The organism is Salinimicrobium catena (assembly GCF_900102915.1).
Lineage (GTDB): Bacteria > Bacteroidota > Bacteroidia > Flavobacteriales > Flavobacteriaceae > Salinimicrobium > Salinimicrobium catena.
Genome location: NZ_FNGG01000004.1, coordinates 81,516 through 93,879 on the forward strand (window position 1 = coordinate 81,516; position 12,364 = coordinate 93,879).

At 44.6% G+C, this 12,364-nt stretch carries 13 protein-coding genes; 3 read left to right on the forward strand and 10 right to left on the reverse strand.

The features are described from left to right. Position 1: 1 nt before the first annotated feature. The 4 genes from BLS64_RS09815 to BLS64_RS09830 form a co-directional block, all read right to left on the reverse strand. The gene (locus BLS64_RS09815; RefSeq protein ID WP_093113363.1) at positions 2 to 1,294 is read right to left on the reverse strand and encodes an ABC transporter permease; all 1,293 of its coding nucleotides are present in this window, start codon (positions 1,292 to 1,294) and stop codon (positions 2 to 4) included. Beyond that, positions 1,287 to 2,216, reverse strand: coding sequence for an ABC transporter ATP-binding protein (locus BLS64_RS09820; protein ID WP_093113364.1), 930 nt, complete (start codon positions 2,214 to 2,216; stop codon positions 1,287 to 1,289). Before BLS64_RS09820 ends, BLS64_RS09815 begins: the two co-directional genes overlap by 8 nt. A 233-nt stretch (positions 2,217 to 2,449) precedes the next feature. Beyond that, positions 2,450 to 3,577: a molecular chaperone DnaJ gene (gene dnaJ, locus BLS64_RS09825; protein WP_093113365.1), complete on the reverse strand. Its 1,128-nt coding sequence runs from the start codon at positions 3,575 to 3,577 to the stop codon at positions 2,450 to 2,452. A 33-nt stretch (positions 3,578 to 3,610) separates the two neighbouring features. Next, entirely contained in the window at positions 3,611 to 4,192 is a 582-nt protein-coding gene (locus tag BLS64_RS09830) for a nucleotide exchange factor GrpE (RefSeq protein WP_093113366.1), read from the reverse strand. Positions 4,193 to 4,349: 157 nt separating this feature from the next. Between BLS64_RS09830 and BLS64_RS09835 the strand changes: the two genes are divergently transcribed. Next, complete coding sequence (locus tag BLS64_RS09835) at positions 4,350 to 5,027, forward strand: YceI family protein (RefSeq protein WP_093113367.1); 678 nt, start codon at positions 4,350 to 4,352, stop codon at positions 5,025 to 5,027. Positions 5,028 to 5,066: 39 nt separating this feature from the next. On the opposite strand, the gene BLS64_RS09840 is transcribed toward BLS64_RS09835, so the two are convergent. The 3 genes from BLS64_RS09840 to BLS64_RS09850 form a co-directional block, all read right to left on the reverse strand. Next, a complete protein-coding gene (locus tag BLS64_RS09840; protein ID WP_093113368.1) occupies positions 5,067 to 5,984 on the reverse strand; it encodes a TIGR01777 family oxidoreductase in 918 nt (305 codons plus the stop codon). 68 nt (positions 5,985 to 6,052) lie between these two features. Beyond that, positions 6,053 to 6,736, reverse strand: coding sequence for a tRNA (5-methylaminomethyl-2-thiouridine)(34)-methyltransferase MnmD (mnmD, locus tag BLS64_RS09845; protein WP_093113369.1), 684 nt, complete (start codon positions 6,734 to 6,736; stop codon positions 6,053 to 6,055). Between the two features lie 2 nt (positions 6,737 to 6,738). Next, the gene (locus tag BLS64_RS09850) at positions 6,739 to 7,242 is read right to left on the reverse strand and encodes a DUF4920 domain-containing protein (protein WP_093113370.1); all 504 of its coding nucleotides are present in this window, start codon (positions 7,240 to 7,242) and stop codon (positions 6,739 to 6,741) included. A gap of 109 nt (positions 7,243 to 7,351) precedes the next feature. On the opposite strand from BLS64_RS09850, the gene BLS64_RS09855 reads away from it, so the two are divergent. Then, a complete protein-coding gene (locus BLS64_RS09855; RefSeq protein ID WP_093113371.1) occupies positions 7,352 to 8,428 on the forward strand; it encodes a branched-chain amino acid aminotransferase in 1,077 nt (358 codons plus the stop codon). 2 nt (positions 8,429 to 8,430) lie between these two features. Here BLS64_RS09855 and BLS64_RS09860 read toward each other — a convergent pair whose 3' ends face one another. Both BLS64_RS09860 and BLS64_RS09865 read right to left on the reverse strand, forming a co-directional pair. After that, on the reverse strand, positions 8,431 to 9,468 hold the full coding sequence (locus BLS64_RS09860; protein WP_093113372.1) for a Gmad2 immunoglobulin-like domain-containing protein: 1,038 nt from the start codon (positions 9,466 to 9,468) through the stop codon (positions 8,431 to 8,433). 56 nt (positions 9,469 to 9,524) lie between these two features. Further along, positions 9,525 to 9,914 carry a pyrophosphohydrolase domain-containing protein gene (locus tag BLS64_RS09865; RefSeq protein WP_093113373.1) on the reverse strand — a complete coding sequence of 130 codons (390 nt, stop codon included), beginning with the start codon at positions 9,912 to 9,914 and terminating at the stop codon, positions 9,525 to 9,527. 33 nt (positions 9,915 to 9,947) lie between these two features. Between BLS64_RS09865 and BLS64_RS09870 the strand changes: the two genes are divergently transcribed. Further along, complete coding sequence (locus BLS64_RS09870; RefSeq protein ID WP_093113374.1) at positions 9,948 to 10,136, forward strand: hypothetical protein; 189 nt, start codon at positions 9,948 to 9,950, stop codon at positions 10,134 to 10,136. Between the two features lie 53 nt (positions 10,137 to 10,189). Here BLS64_RS09870 and BLS64_RS09875 read toward each other — a convergent pair whose 3' ends face one another. Beyond that, on the reverse strand, positions 10,190 to 12,226 hold the full coding sequence (locus tag BLS64_RS09875) for a dipeptidyl-peptidase 3 family protein (RefSeq protein WP_093113375.1): 2,037 nt from the start codon (positions 12,224 to 12,226) through the stop codon (positions 10,190 to 10,192). Between the last annotated feature and the right edge of the window lie 138 nt (positions 12,227 to 12,364).

The window sequence follows — 12,364 nt, forward strand, 5'->3', positions numbered from 1 at the left end:
TTTAATATTTAAGCCATTTGTAAAGTTCCTTGTAGCCTGGTTTTTTTCCGTACATCAAGATACCAACCCTGTAGATCTTGGCTGCAATCCACACGGTTCCCGCAATGCTCAGCAACAGTAGAGCTATGGATAAGGCCAGTTCCCACCAGGCCACTCCAAAAGGTATCCGCATCAGCATCACGATGGGCGAGGTTAACGGGATCATGGAAAATACTGTTGAGACCACTCCATGTGGGTTTTCTATTACTGAAAAGAATCCCACGTAAATCCCAAGCATCAATGGCAGGATCAAGGGAAACATGAACTGCTGGGTATCGGTCTCATTGTCTACCGCAGCGCCAATAGCCGCGTAGATCGAGCTGTATAAAAAATATCCTCCAATAAAATAAACCAGAAAGCTCACCAGCAGCGTCAACATTGGGAGCTTAGCAATGTCTATAACCAGTTGCTGCAGGTCATTTTCAGAAAGTTGTTCCAGTGCCTGCTGCTGCGGACTGTGGATCTGGGTAACATCCAAACCGGCAAAATAGGAAACTCCTGTGAGCATAATGCCTCCAAGGATCACCCAAATGATGAACTGGGTAATTCCGGCGAAGCTTGTTCCCAGGATCTTGCCCAGCATCAGGTGAATGGGTTTTACAGAGGAAATTATGATCTCAATGATGCGGTTGGTCTTTTCCTCGATCACACTGCGCATCACCATATTTCCATAGATGATAATGAACATCATCAACAGGTAACCTGCTGCCCCGCCAAAGAACATCTTGACGTAAGTCGACATTTTTGAGGTGCGTTCCCCGGCAAAGTTTTGGATCTGGATCACGACCCGGGCTTGTGACTCTTCAATAAGGTCAATATCTATACCTCTTGCCTGCAGCTGTCGGTTGGTCAGCTTTCCTCCAATGATCTTCTCTATCTGTGTAAGGAAGCCAAAAGCAGGAGCCTCCTGGGCGTAGAACTGGATATCGGGTGAAACATTGTTCTCTATTTCCGGAATGTGCAGCAAGCCATAATACTCCTTCTCTTTCACCAAATCCTTTGCCTCCTCCACGTTGACTTCAGAAAGGTCGATAAATTTTATCTCTTCGGAACTTCTGAATTCCCCGGCAAAAAGTCCGGTCTCGTCATTTATGCCCACTATCCGCTGTTCTTCGCTGTTGAGGCTGGCCAGGTAAGCTATGAGCATGATCATGGCCACCAGGATGAGCGGACTTAAAAAAGTCATCACCATGAAGGTTCTGTTCCTAACCCTTGCAAGATATTCCCTTTTTATGATCAACTTCAGGTTACGCATGGGTGGTGACGGTTTTGATGAATATGTCATTTACAGAAGGGATCACCTCCACGAAGTGGTTCACGGTGGCCCTGGAAGTGAGGAAGGTCAAAAGATCGTTTGGTGAAGCTGCTTCAGCTATTTGTATCTGCAGCTTCAGGTCATGATGTATACTTTTAAAATTGGTATCGGTAACAGCGAATCTTTCCTGCAGTTCCTTCCGAAGTGTTTCAGGGTCTGAAGTTCCCAGCCCTACCTCAAAAGTGTTCGATTTGTACTGTTGCTTGATCTCGGAAACCCTTCCGTCAAGCAGCTTATTCCCTTTATGGATCAAAGCCATGTATTCACACAGCTCTTCTACACTTTCCATGCGGTGAGTAGAAAATAGTATGGTAGCGCCATCTTCTCTCAACTGCAGGATCTCGTCCTTGATAAGATTGGCGTTCACGGGATCGAATCCGCTGAAAGGCTCATCAAAAATGAGCAATTTGGGGCGGTGCAGCACGGTGACCACAAATTGTACTTTCTGGGCCATACCCTTGGAAAGTTCCTGTATCTTTTTGTCCCACCAGTCTTCTATCTTCAGCCTTTCGAACCAGTACTTAAGCCTCTTTTTGGCTTCGGCCTTGGAAAGGCCTTTTAGCTGGGCCAGGTAAAGCGCCTGCTCCCCCACTTTCATGGATTTATAAAGGCCGCGCTCCTCGGGCAGGTAACCGATGTTCTGGATATCTGACGGCTGTAATGCATGCCCGTCTAACAGGATGCTCCCCCGGCTTGGTAAAATGATCTGGTTAATAATACGTATAAAGGTAGTTTTCCCGGCACCGTTGGGGCCTAATAAACCAAAAATGCTGCCTCTGGGGATCTCGAGGGAAATATTGTTGAGTGCAGTAAATTCCCCAAACGTCTTTGAGACATTTTCTGCAACCAAAAGATTATCCATAAAAAGGGTTTGACGTAAATATATTGAAATGCTGAAAAGGGTTTTTTAAAATTGGGAAGATTTTAATAAATCTTAACCCTCTTCCTGCCTCACAGGTAAAAGTCCCTTTAAAAAACAAAACCCACCCTTAATCGCTTAAGGGTGGGAAAAAAATTGCTATGAAAAAGAAAAATTATCACTAATTGAGCTTAGTGATGCTCAAATATATGTAAAATTTCTTTAACATTATTAAATTATGTAAACATATCTTTAACTTTTTCAAAAAACGATTTATCGCTTTTTTCCGGTTTCGGCTGGAAATGCTCGTCTGTAGCCATTCTTTCAAAGAATTCCCGTTGCTCACGGCTCAGGGTTTTTGGCGTCCAGACATTTACATGCACCAGCAGGTCTCCCTTACCGTATCCGTTGATGTTCGGAATTCCTTTTCCCCTAAGACGAAGGATCTTTCCGGACTGCACTCCTTCATCTATCTTTATCCTCACCTTTCCGGTAACCGTATCGATCTCTCTTGAGGTACCCAAAGTAGCTTCAGAAAAACTTACGTAAAGGTCGTAGTGCAGGTTATCACCTTCCCTTTGCAGCATTGGATGCTCTTTTTCTTCGATGGCCACCAGCAGGTCACCAGGGACGCCGTTGCCCGGAGCATCATTACCTTTACCGGTAACCTTAAGCTGCATGCCTTCCACTACCCCCGCAGGGATCTTGATAGACACGGTCTCTTCTTTCATGATAAGCCCATGTGCATCTGCATCGGCGGGTTTATGCTCAATGACCTGACCGCTACCTCCACAGGAAGTACAGGGAGAAGCGGTTTGCATTCTTCCCAAAATGGTATTGGTGATCCTGGTTACCTGGCCGGTACCATTACAGGTAGGACAGGTCTTATAGGTAGTATCTTTAGCCTGGATCTTACGTTTTACCTTGATCTTCTTCTCGACTCCGTTCGCGATCTCTTCAAGGCTAAGCGAAACTCTTATACGCAGGTTACTTCCTTTGACCCTGCGCTGGCCACCGCCACCGCCAAAGCCGCCAAATCCGCCGAAACCTCCTCCGCCGCCAAATGCGCCGCCAAAGATATCGCCGAACTGGCTGAAGATATCATCCATATTCATTCCGCCACCGCCGCCAAAGCCGCCGCCTTCAAATGCCTGGTGACCAAAACGGTCATAACGGGCCCGCTTATCCTCGTTGCTTAGAACCTCATAGGCCTCGGCAGCTTTCTTGAACATCTCTTCTGCCTTGGTATCACCCGGATTCTTATCTGGGTGATATTCTATAGCCTTCTTACGATAAGCCTTCTTGATCTCGGCTGTGGTCGCGTTCTTGCTAATTCCTAGTATTTCGTAATAATCCTGTTTCATTATAAACTCCTATTCTATATTTTTTGATATAAACTACTTGCCGGTCACCACCTTTGGATAGCGGATGATCTTGTCGCCAAGTTTATAACCTTTCTCTACCACGTCAACAATCTTGCCTTTTAATTTATCTGAAGGAGCAGGGATCTGGGTGATCGCTTCATGAAGGTCTGCGTCAAAACTGTCGCCTTCTTTCACTTCCATCAACTCCAGCCCTTTGGCGCGAAGCGTTTCCCTGAATTTGGTGTGGATAAGCTCCACCCCTTTCAGCAGGTTCTTGTCCTTGGCTTTTGCTATTTCGTTCAAAGCCCTGTCAAAATCGTCAAGCACAGGCAACATGGCAATGATCACGTCCTGGCTGGCAGTTTTGAACATCTCGATTCGCTCCTTGCTGGTGCGTCTCTTGTAGTTTTCGAACTCTGCAAAAAGCCTCAGGAATTTATCCTTTTCCTTCTCCAGGTCGGCTTTCAATTGATCTTTTTCTGAAAGCTGCTCCCCTTCGGCCTCTGCAGACTTTTCATCGGCCTCTTCTATGGCATCGTCCAGAATTTCTTCAACCTGATCTTTTATGTTCTCTTCTTCTGAAATATTTTCTTCGTTGCGTTCTTTTTCACTCATTTCAATAGGTATTTATTTCCGTGTTTCAACAGACAAAAGTGCTGCCAATAAATGGGAAATGTCAAAATGTCACCAGAAAGTTTTAGTAATATTTTAAGATTCTTTGCACCTCAAAAATCTAATTTTACTCTTTAATCCTAAAATAAACATTCAGGAAATGAAGAAAACAATAATGAACTTATTCCTTTTCACAGGAATTGCCGCAAGTACTATTGCCTGCAAAAATGAGGCAAAGAACAAAGTTGAACCGGGTGAGGCCAAAGAAGCTGCCACTCCAACCGAAGAAGCTGCCACTTATGAAATAGATACAACAGCGTCTACCATAGAATGGCGGGGAACAAAACCTACCGGGGAGCACAAGGGAACCATCAACATTGAAAGCGGAAATATCATGGCTACCCAGGAAGCGATCACCGGCGGAAAAGTCACTATTGACATGAACTCCATCAAGGTTACTGATGAGGGTATGGACGAAAAGGACCGTACCAGCCTTGAAAATCATCTGAAAGGAACCGTTGAAGGAAAAGAAACCGACTTTTTCAACGTGAAGAAATATCCTACCGCGACCTTTGAGATCACAGGGATAACGGAAAAAGACGGACAAAAAATGCTTGAAGGAAATCTTACCCTGAAGGATGAAACCAAGAACATCCAGTTCCCTATAGACTCAGACATAGATGAGGAGGAACTTAGTCTTGAAAGCGAAACATTTACCATAGACCGAACCAACTGGAAGGTGAACTATGGTTCAAAATCTGTTTTTGACAACCTGGGAGATAACTTCATCAGCGATGACATGGAACTTACCATCAAGGTAAAGGCCAAAAGATCTTGATTTTTAATTGAGTGAATTTTCGAAAAAGAAGCCGGCTTTTTAGCCGGTTTTTTTATGCAAGAGATCTTCCAGGGCTCTTGTAAGGCTTACGTAGTAAAAGGTAAATCCGGTTTCCTCAATTTTCTTACTGCTCACCAACTGACTGCCCAACACCACAGAAGACATATCTCCCATCACTACCTTCAAGATCCCTGCGGGCACATTAGGCAACCAGGTTTTCTTTCCCATCACCCCCGCTAATCTCTCTGTAAGTTCCTTGTTGGTTACCGGTTTTGGCGCTACCCCATTATAGACTCCCGTGAGGCCGTTTTCCAGGATATGAAGAAAGATCCTGGCAAGATCTTCAATATGTATCCAGGACTGCCATTGATCTCCGCTACCCAGAGGAGCTCCCACATTATATTTTACAGGCCTTTTCATCTGCGCCAGCGCTCCTCCTTTTTCAGAAAGCACCAGCCCAATTCTCACTTTGGCAACCCTCAGGTTGAGATCGGTAAACCTGTCAGCCGCCTTTTCCCATTTATCTGCCACCTCGGCAAGAAAAGAATCGTCTATTTCTGTTTCGTCCTCATAATGCATTTTTCGAAGAGAGCTTGGGTAAATTCCTATGGCACTGGCCGAGATCAACTGCCCTACCTCATGCTCCTGTTCGCTGAGCAATTTGTGCAAAACATTAAGAGAATTGATACGACTGCGAAGTATCCTGTTCCTGGCGCTTTTTGTCCAGGGCTGGAAAACATTTTCACCTGCCAGATTGATTATTGCCCCCACTCCGTCAAGACAGGCAGCATCTATTTCGCCTGTAGAAGGGTTCCAGTAATATCCTTTGTAATTTTCTTTTTGTTCCAGTTTGTCCTTACTCGTTGTGAGGTAGTTGACGTGAATGCCTTTTTCATGACATAACTGAGTGATCCTGGAACCTATTAAGCCTGTAGCACCGGTGATTAAGACCCGCATTTTATTTTATAAGTTAGAAAATTCAGCATTGATTGGGCAGTAATTATTAAAGGTTTAACAGCTAATTTCTAGCGTTCGCCTTTTTTAGTAGCCCGTAACATTTCACGCTTTCCGGGAGGTCCAGGCAGCCGTTCCACCAAAAACCCCACTGCCTGCATGGCACGCCTCACGCTGCCTTTTGCCGAATAGGTGACCAGCACCCCGTCCTGTCTTAAAGAATTGCACATCCTCATAAAGATCTCCTCTGTCCATAATTCGGGCTGTACCCGCGGACCAAAAGCATCAAAGAAGATGAGATCAAAATAATCCTGCGCCTTTATGTCCTTAAAGAACATTTGCTGCTTCTGTAGGCAAAAAAGCGGGGAGATCTCTGTTTTTCGACCCCACGGATTCTGGTGGAGTTTTGCAAAGACCTCTGCAGCGTCATCTTCCGGAAATAGTCCGGCATAATCAAGGGACTCCAGTTCTTCAACAGAAACAGGGTAGGCCTCTACGCCAGTATAGTCAAGGATCACTTCTCCTTTTTGCGCCTCGTAATAACTAAGGAGGGCATTAAGCCCGGTTCCGAAGCCGATTTCCAGAATATTCAAACGCTCTGGAGCCTTCTTTTCCAGGTAATGCCTTAGCCCGCTCTCAATAAAAACATGCTGCGCTTCCTGCAGGGCACCGTGTTTGGAATGATAGTGCTCATTCCACTCGGGCAGGTAAATGGTGGCAGAACCGTCTCCGGTCTTGATAATTTCTCTTTTCAAATCTATTTTTTAATATTGACCCCATCTGCCAGGAACAGGAGGGTCTTTTTGGGTTCTTTAATAGCTGCTATCTCTTCGGGAGAAAGGCCTGCATCTTCGGCATAATGTTTTTGCTCCTCAACCGGCATTTCCTCTACATAGGCCAAACCGTTAATAAAAACAGTGTGAGATTCAATGTCTTTAGGCACAAAAAAGGCGTAATCCTTGAACTTTATCATCACTTCCTCTCCAGCCGGCAACGCAATCTTCATCCAGCAGCCTTTATTTTTGCAAACCGAGGTTACTTCTGCAGTAAAAGCTACCTGCAGGCTGTCTCCGGGTTTTAGATCCCCATATTTTAACTCCATTTGGTAGGGTGATAATATGTTCTGAATATCGAATTTTTCTCCCAATGAAATACCGCCATTTTCATGAGCAGGATCTTCTGCGGAAACATTCTGGGCAAAAATGAAGTTTCCCGCTGCAAGCAATATCGCCAAAGTTAATAATGTTTTGAAATTAGGCATACCTGAAAGGATTGAGGATCACGAAATTGAAATTAAGATAAAATTAGTCAATTGCCGTCTTTAATTACCGCATTTATTTCGGTAAATTTGCACAAATATCTAAGAAAAAATGAGAAATGGTATATCCCACGCAATCGATGTAGTTGAAGCTCCGGCTTCAAAGATCGATTCGGTAGACTTTGATAATCTTGTATTTGGAAATGTTTTTACTGACCATATGATGGAGTGCGATTATGTAGACGGACAGTGGCAAAACCCAACCATAAAACCTTACGGTCCCATTCAGCTTGAGCCTTCAGCAAAAGTCTTCCACTACGGGCAGGCCATTTTTGAGGGAATGAAAGCCTTTAAGGACGATGAAGATCAGGTGTGGCTTTTCAGGCCCGAAGCGAACATTGACCGCTTCAATAAATCTTCTGTACGTCTTGCCATTCCTGAATTTCCAAAAGAAATGTTCCTGGAAGGGCTGGAAACCCTGTTAAACCTTGACAGGGATTGGATCAAAAAAGGCCTTGGAAATTCCCTTTACATAAGACCATTCGTGATCGCTACAGAACCGGGAGTCTCGGCTTCCCCCTCGAAAAGCTATAAATTCATGATCATTTGTTCTCCTGCAAAAGCTTACTACAGCGGAGAGGTGAGAGTGGTATTTGCAGAAAAGTTCAGCCGTGCGGCTAACGGAGGTGTTGGATATGCCAAAGCAGCAGGTAATTACGGGGCGCAATTCTACCCTACCAACCTGGCCAAGGAAGAAGGTTACCAGCAGATAATCTGGACAGATGCCAATACCCACGAATACCTTGAAGAAGCCGGTACCATGAACATCTTCTTTAGAGTGGGAGATAAATTACTTACTGCGCCTATCAGTGATCGAATCCTTGACGGGGTGACCAGAAAAAGCGTTATTGCCCTTGCCGAAGAGAACAATATTCCTATTGAGGTGAGAAGGGTAACGGTAAAAGAGATCGTGGAAGCCGCCAAAAAAGGTGAACTAAAAGAGATCTTTGGAGCAGGAACTGCTGCTACCATTAACCCTATCAAAGGTTTTGGCCACATGGGCGAAAAATATGAACTGCCAGAGCAGGCCGAATCTTACGCCAAATTCTTTAAGTCAAAATTGATGGATATCCAATACAACAGGGCCGAAGACAAATTTGACTGGAGATACCTGGTAGAGAAAAAATAATTCTAATTAGAAGAAAACCTCACCGGAACGCGATAAACTCTGTCGTGTTCCGGTTTTCCTGATGCATTGGAGCGGCTAAAGACAAGAAATCCGTGGTTAGCATCGGGTGCATCAAAAGAGATCTCGGCCTCAAAAGGCACGAAATCTTCGGTCATCCACTCCCCTTGTGCCCGCATAGATCCCGTAGCCAAAGTCCGGTGTTCCTCATCAACCAGCTTATAAGGCGCTTCAGCTTCAAAGAACCAGTATCCACGCGCTTTTCCTTTGATCTGCAGCGGACTTGTTATAACCTGATTTGGCTTAGGCTGCTCAACCCTGATGAGCTCTGAAATCACCTTTTTTGGAGTATTTTCTGCGGAAAAGTTCAGGCTTTCCAGAACCGAATTCAATGCTTCCATGCTTTCCGACGAAACTTCTCCGGAATATTCCACCCTGTCGCCACCTAAAGGATCGCATTGGTTCATGGGCTTTTTATCTCCCGAAGCTTCAGAAAAGCATTGGGCTTTAAAATCATTTACGGCATAGTGCACAAAGATGCTCCCATACTCATCCCACCCCGGCGGAGGAGAATAGAACCTGAGGCTAAGCGCCCACGGGCGCCCGTTCTCCAAAAGATACACCATAGATTCATTGGGGTTGATCTCAAATTGCAACGGAAAACCTTTGCCCCACTCTTTGAGGCTCTTTCTTTTCCCTGAAGGTGCGTCTACTCCAAAACCATTTGGCAGAAAGGCAATATAAGAAGCTGATGCATTCTCATGAATGGCGTAAGGAGGAGCCTTATCATTTTGAGGATGGTATATGTTGACTACCGGAGCCTTAGCCGGTAGCTCTCCTGAATAGACCTCATAAGCTGTAGGAACTTGCAGCGAAAAATACCATTTTTCACTGACGTAATCCTGAGAAGCTTGCAGTTCCTCTTCGGGTTCTACAGAAATACTGTCCTGTTGAATTTTCTTTTCTGTTTTTTTCTCTGCGTTTTGATCTTTGCAGGCGATCATCAGGAAAAAGGTGATGAAGGCTAAAATAAAACTCCGCATTTTTTCTTTTAAGGTAAAAAATGCGAATCAGAGTCCTTTTAAAAAAGTGCTAAAGTCTAATCTGCTTTAAGGATCCCGGCAAGTTCAGGAGGAAAATAATCAGGGCCTTTTAGCACTTTCCCGTCCTCGCGGTAAACAGGGTTTCCGTCGGCACCCAGCTTGCTCATATTGGATCTCTGGATCTCTTCAAAAACCTCTTCTATTTTGTGCTGCATGCCGTGTTCCAGAATGGTTCCGCAGAGAATGTACAGCATATCGCCCAGCGCATCGGCCACCTCCACAAGATCATTATTATCGGCAGCCTGCAGGTATTCTTCATTTTCCTCCTTCATCAGCTCAAAACGCAGCCTGTTCTTTTCCTTCCCCAGGTCGGCGGTTGGTTCATCCTTTATTCCCAGGCCAAAGGCGGTATGAAATGCCTTAACGGCTTCCAATCTTTTTTTCATCCTAAAGCTTTAACTTCGCATAAAAATAAATAAATGTTTACAACCGGACAGTTAATCTTTGCCATCCTCTTTTTCATAGCCTTTGTGGTGGTGATCTTTTACAGCTATCGTAAGGACTTAAAGCTGCACAGGAAATATTATAAGGGTACTTTATATGTCCTTGCCGGCTTCCTTTTGTTCGTGGCACTTTTGTTCGTCATCAAAACCTATCTGAAGCAATAAAAAAAGCCGCCATTCCGGGGAATGGCGGCTTTAGGATCTGAAATATTTTCAGTCTAGTTTTCCATAGGAAGAATGTCGTACTTCTGAGAGTAGTCTAACATCTGTTCTTCAAAAGATACCGGTTGCTCTACTTTGATCGCAGTGATCTCACCCTCTTCGTTCATTTCAGGTACCAACACAGGATTTACGAATCCGCTGTATGGAGCCGACTTGAACTGCTCGTTTCTTTTAAGCACCTCTCTGTGGATATCCTGGTCTACCTTCACTCCGTAATTTTCAACAAGGTTCTTAGCTGCTTCGTAGTCTCCTTCAGACTTGATTCGCTGAGTTTCCTTCAGCAATTGCCCGAAAAGATCGCGTAATGCAGCGTAATCCTTAATATCGAAATAGGTCTTCCCGTCTTTGGTCACCTTCTCAATAACTCCGTTTTCCTGACCTTTTTCAAAAACCCAGGCACTTACCCACTGGCGGTTACGCATGTGAGCTTCTTCAACATCTGCTCCCTGCTCTAACCTGATAAGTTGGGTCATTAATCCGTTTCTGATGTATCCGTCATAAGCAGCTTTCCCAACTTTCGTATGGTCATCTACAAGTCCCAGCTCTTCCAGTTTTGGATCCATTAAATAATAAAGACCAACAAGATCTGCTCTCCCTTCTTCCAAAGTAGAAGCATAACTCTTTAGCGTTTCTTTGGTCTCACCTACTCCGGGATTCAATTGACCCGACGCATGACCCACAACTTCATGAAGGGCAGTGTGCAGTTTATCGGCCAGTTGCCCGTACTCTTTTTCTAGAGCTACCTCTTCCTCATCATGTGCAAATTCTTCCAGCCTGCCGGTAGTACCTGCATTGTTGTAAGAATTGATAATGTTTCCAAGAGAAACAGATTTACTTCCATGAGCTTTCCTGATCCAGTTAGAGTTTGGCAGGTTCACCCCGATAGGAGTACTTGGAGAAGCATCTCCCGCCTCCCCGGCAACGATCACTGTCTTATAGGTAACACCCACTACAGAATCCTTTTTGTGCTCTTCCATCAACGGGGCGTTATCTTCGAACCATTGCACGTTGTCTTCAAGCACTTTCATCTTCTGGCTCATGTCAAAATCCTTGATCTGCACAATGGTCTCGTAAGAACCTCTGTACCCCAGCGGATCGTTGTACACTTCGATAAAACTGTTGATATAGTCAATGTTTCCTTCAGTAGCTTTTACCCATGCGATGTTGTATTCATCCCAGGTTTGAAGATCTCCGGTATTGTAGTAATCAATAAGAAGCCCAAGAGCTTTTGCCTGCTGCTCATTTTCGGCAACACCTTTAGCTTTTTCAAGCCAGAAAACGATCTTGTCAATGGCTTCCCCGTACATTCCGCCGCTTTTCCAAACCTTTTCAACCAGCTCTCCGTTCTCTTTTACCAGTTTGGAGTTCAATCCAAAAGCAAGAGGCTTGGCCGGGTTTGGAGATTGTTTTTTAGCGTAGAAAGCAGCAACATCATCGGCAGTCACATTTTCTCCGTAAAAGTTAACGGCAGACCCCTGTAACAGGCCTTTGCTCTCATCAAGGTTCACTTTCTTGCTGTCTTCATTGTTGAAGATCACTTCATAAGCCTCTCCGGTAAGTTCGGTGTCAGTTTCTGAAAGCAGGGTGTCAAAATATTCCTTGCTGAAAGCCGGCTTCAACTTGTCCATAGAATAGTGGTGGTGGATCCCATTAGAGAACCATACTCTTTTCAGATAAGTCTCAAAATTCTTCCAGTCCTCGGTAGATTTGTCACCTTCATAGTTGGCGTAGATGTTCTCAAGAGCCTCACGAATCTTCAGGTTGTGCCGGTAATTCTGGTCCCAGATGATATCACGCCCGCTTAAGCCGGCCTGGGTAAGGTAGTAAACCAGTTTTTGTTCCTTCAGGCTAAGGTTTTCCCATCCGGGGATCTGGTAGCGCAACACCTTGATATCGGCAAATTCGTCTACCTGGTAATCAAAATCATTTGTTTGGGCGATTTCCGCAGGAGCCGGTTTTTCAGCAACCGATTCAGCACACGAAAACAGCATCGTTGATGCCAAAAGCAGCATCAAATAGAACTTAATTTTCATTTGTTAGGGTTTTAATAATAAACTGAATTTAGATCCCGGTTTTTTTACTGCGACCGGGGGATTGACCTCTTGGATCAACTCGTAACAAATGTAAGAATAAGCTTCAAGCAAAATAACTATATTAGCGTAATAATCTAA

Bases quoted from the DNA above. Each gene is read 5' to 3' on its own strand.
- BLS64_RS09815 (WP_093113363.1), bottom strand. From the start codon at position 1,294: ATGCGTAACCTGAAGTTGATCATAAAAAGGGAATATCTTGCAAGGGTT.
- BLS64_RS09820 (WP_093113364.1), bottom strand. From the start codon at position 2,216: ATGGATAATCTTTTGGTTGCAGAAAATGTCTCAAAGACGTTTGGGGAA.
- dnaJ (WP_093113365.1), bottom strand. From the start codon at position 3,577: ATGAAACAGGATTATTACGAAATACTAGGAATTAGCAAGAACGCGACC.
- BLS64_RS09830 (WP_093113366.1), bottom strand. From the start codon at position 4,192: ATGAGTGAAAAAGAACGCAACGAAGAAAATATTTCAGAAGAAGAGAAC.
- BLS64_RS09835 (WP_093113367.1), top strand. From the start codon at position 4,350: ATGAAGAAAACAATAATGAACTTATTCCTTTTCACAGGAATTGCCGCA.
- BLS64_RS09840 (WP_093113368.1), bottom strand. From the start codon at position 5,984: ATGCGGGTCTTAATCACCGGTGCTACAGGCTTAATAGGTTCCAGGATC.
- BLS64_RS09850 (WP_093113370.1), bottom strand. From the start codon at position 7,242: ATGCCTAATTTCAAAACATTATTAACTTTGGCGATATTGCTTGCAGCG.
- BLS64_RS09855 (WP_093113371.1), top strand. From the start codon at position 7,352: ATGAGAAATGGTATATCCCACGCAATCGATGTAGTTGAAGCTCCGGCT.
- BLS64_RS09860 (WP_093113372.1), bottom strand. From the start codon at position 9,468: ATGCGGAGTTTTATTTTAGCCTTCATCACCTTTTTCCTGATGATCGCC.
- BLS64_RS09865 (WP_093113373.1), bottom strand. From the start codon at position 9,914: ATGAAAAAAAGATTGGAAGCCGTTAAGGCATTTCATACCGCCTTTGGC.
- BLS64_RS09870 (WP_093113374.1), top strand. From the start codon at position 9,948: ATGTTTACAACCGGACAGTTAATCTTTGCCATCCTCTTTTTCATAGCC.
- BLS64_RS09875 (WP_093113375.1), bottom strand. From the start codon at position 12,226: ATGAAAATTAAGTTCTATTTGATGCTGCTTTTGGCATCAACGATGCTG.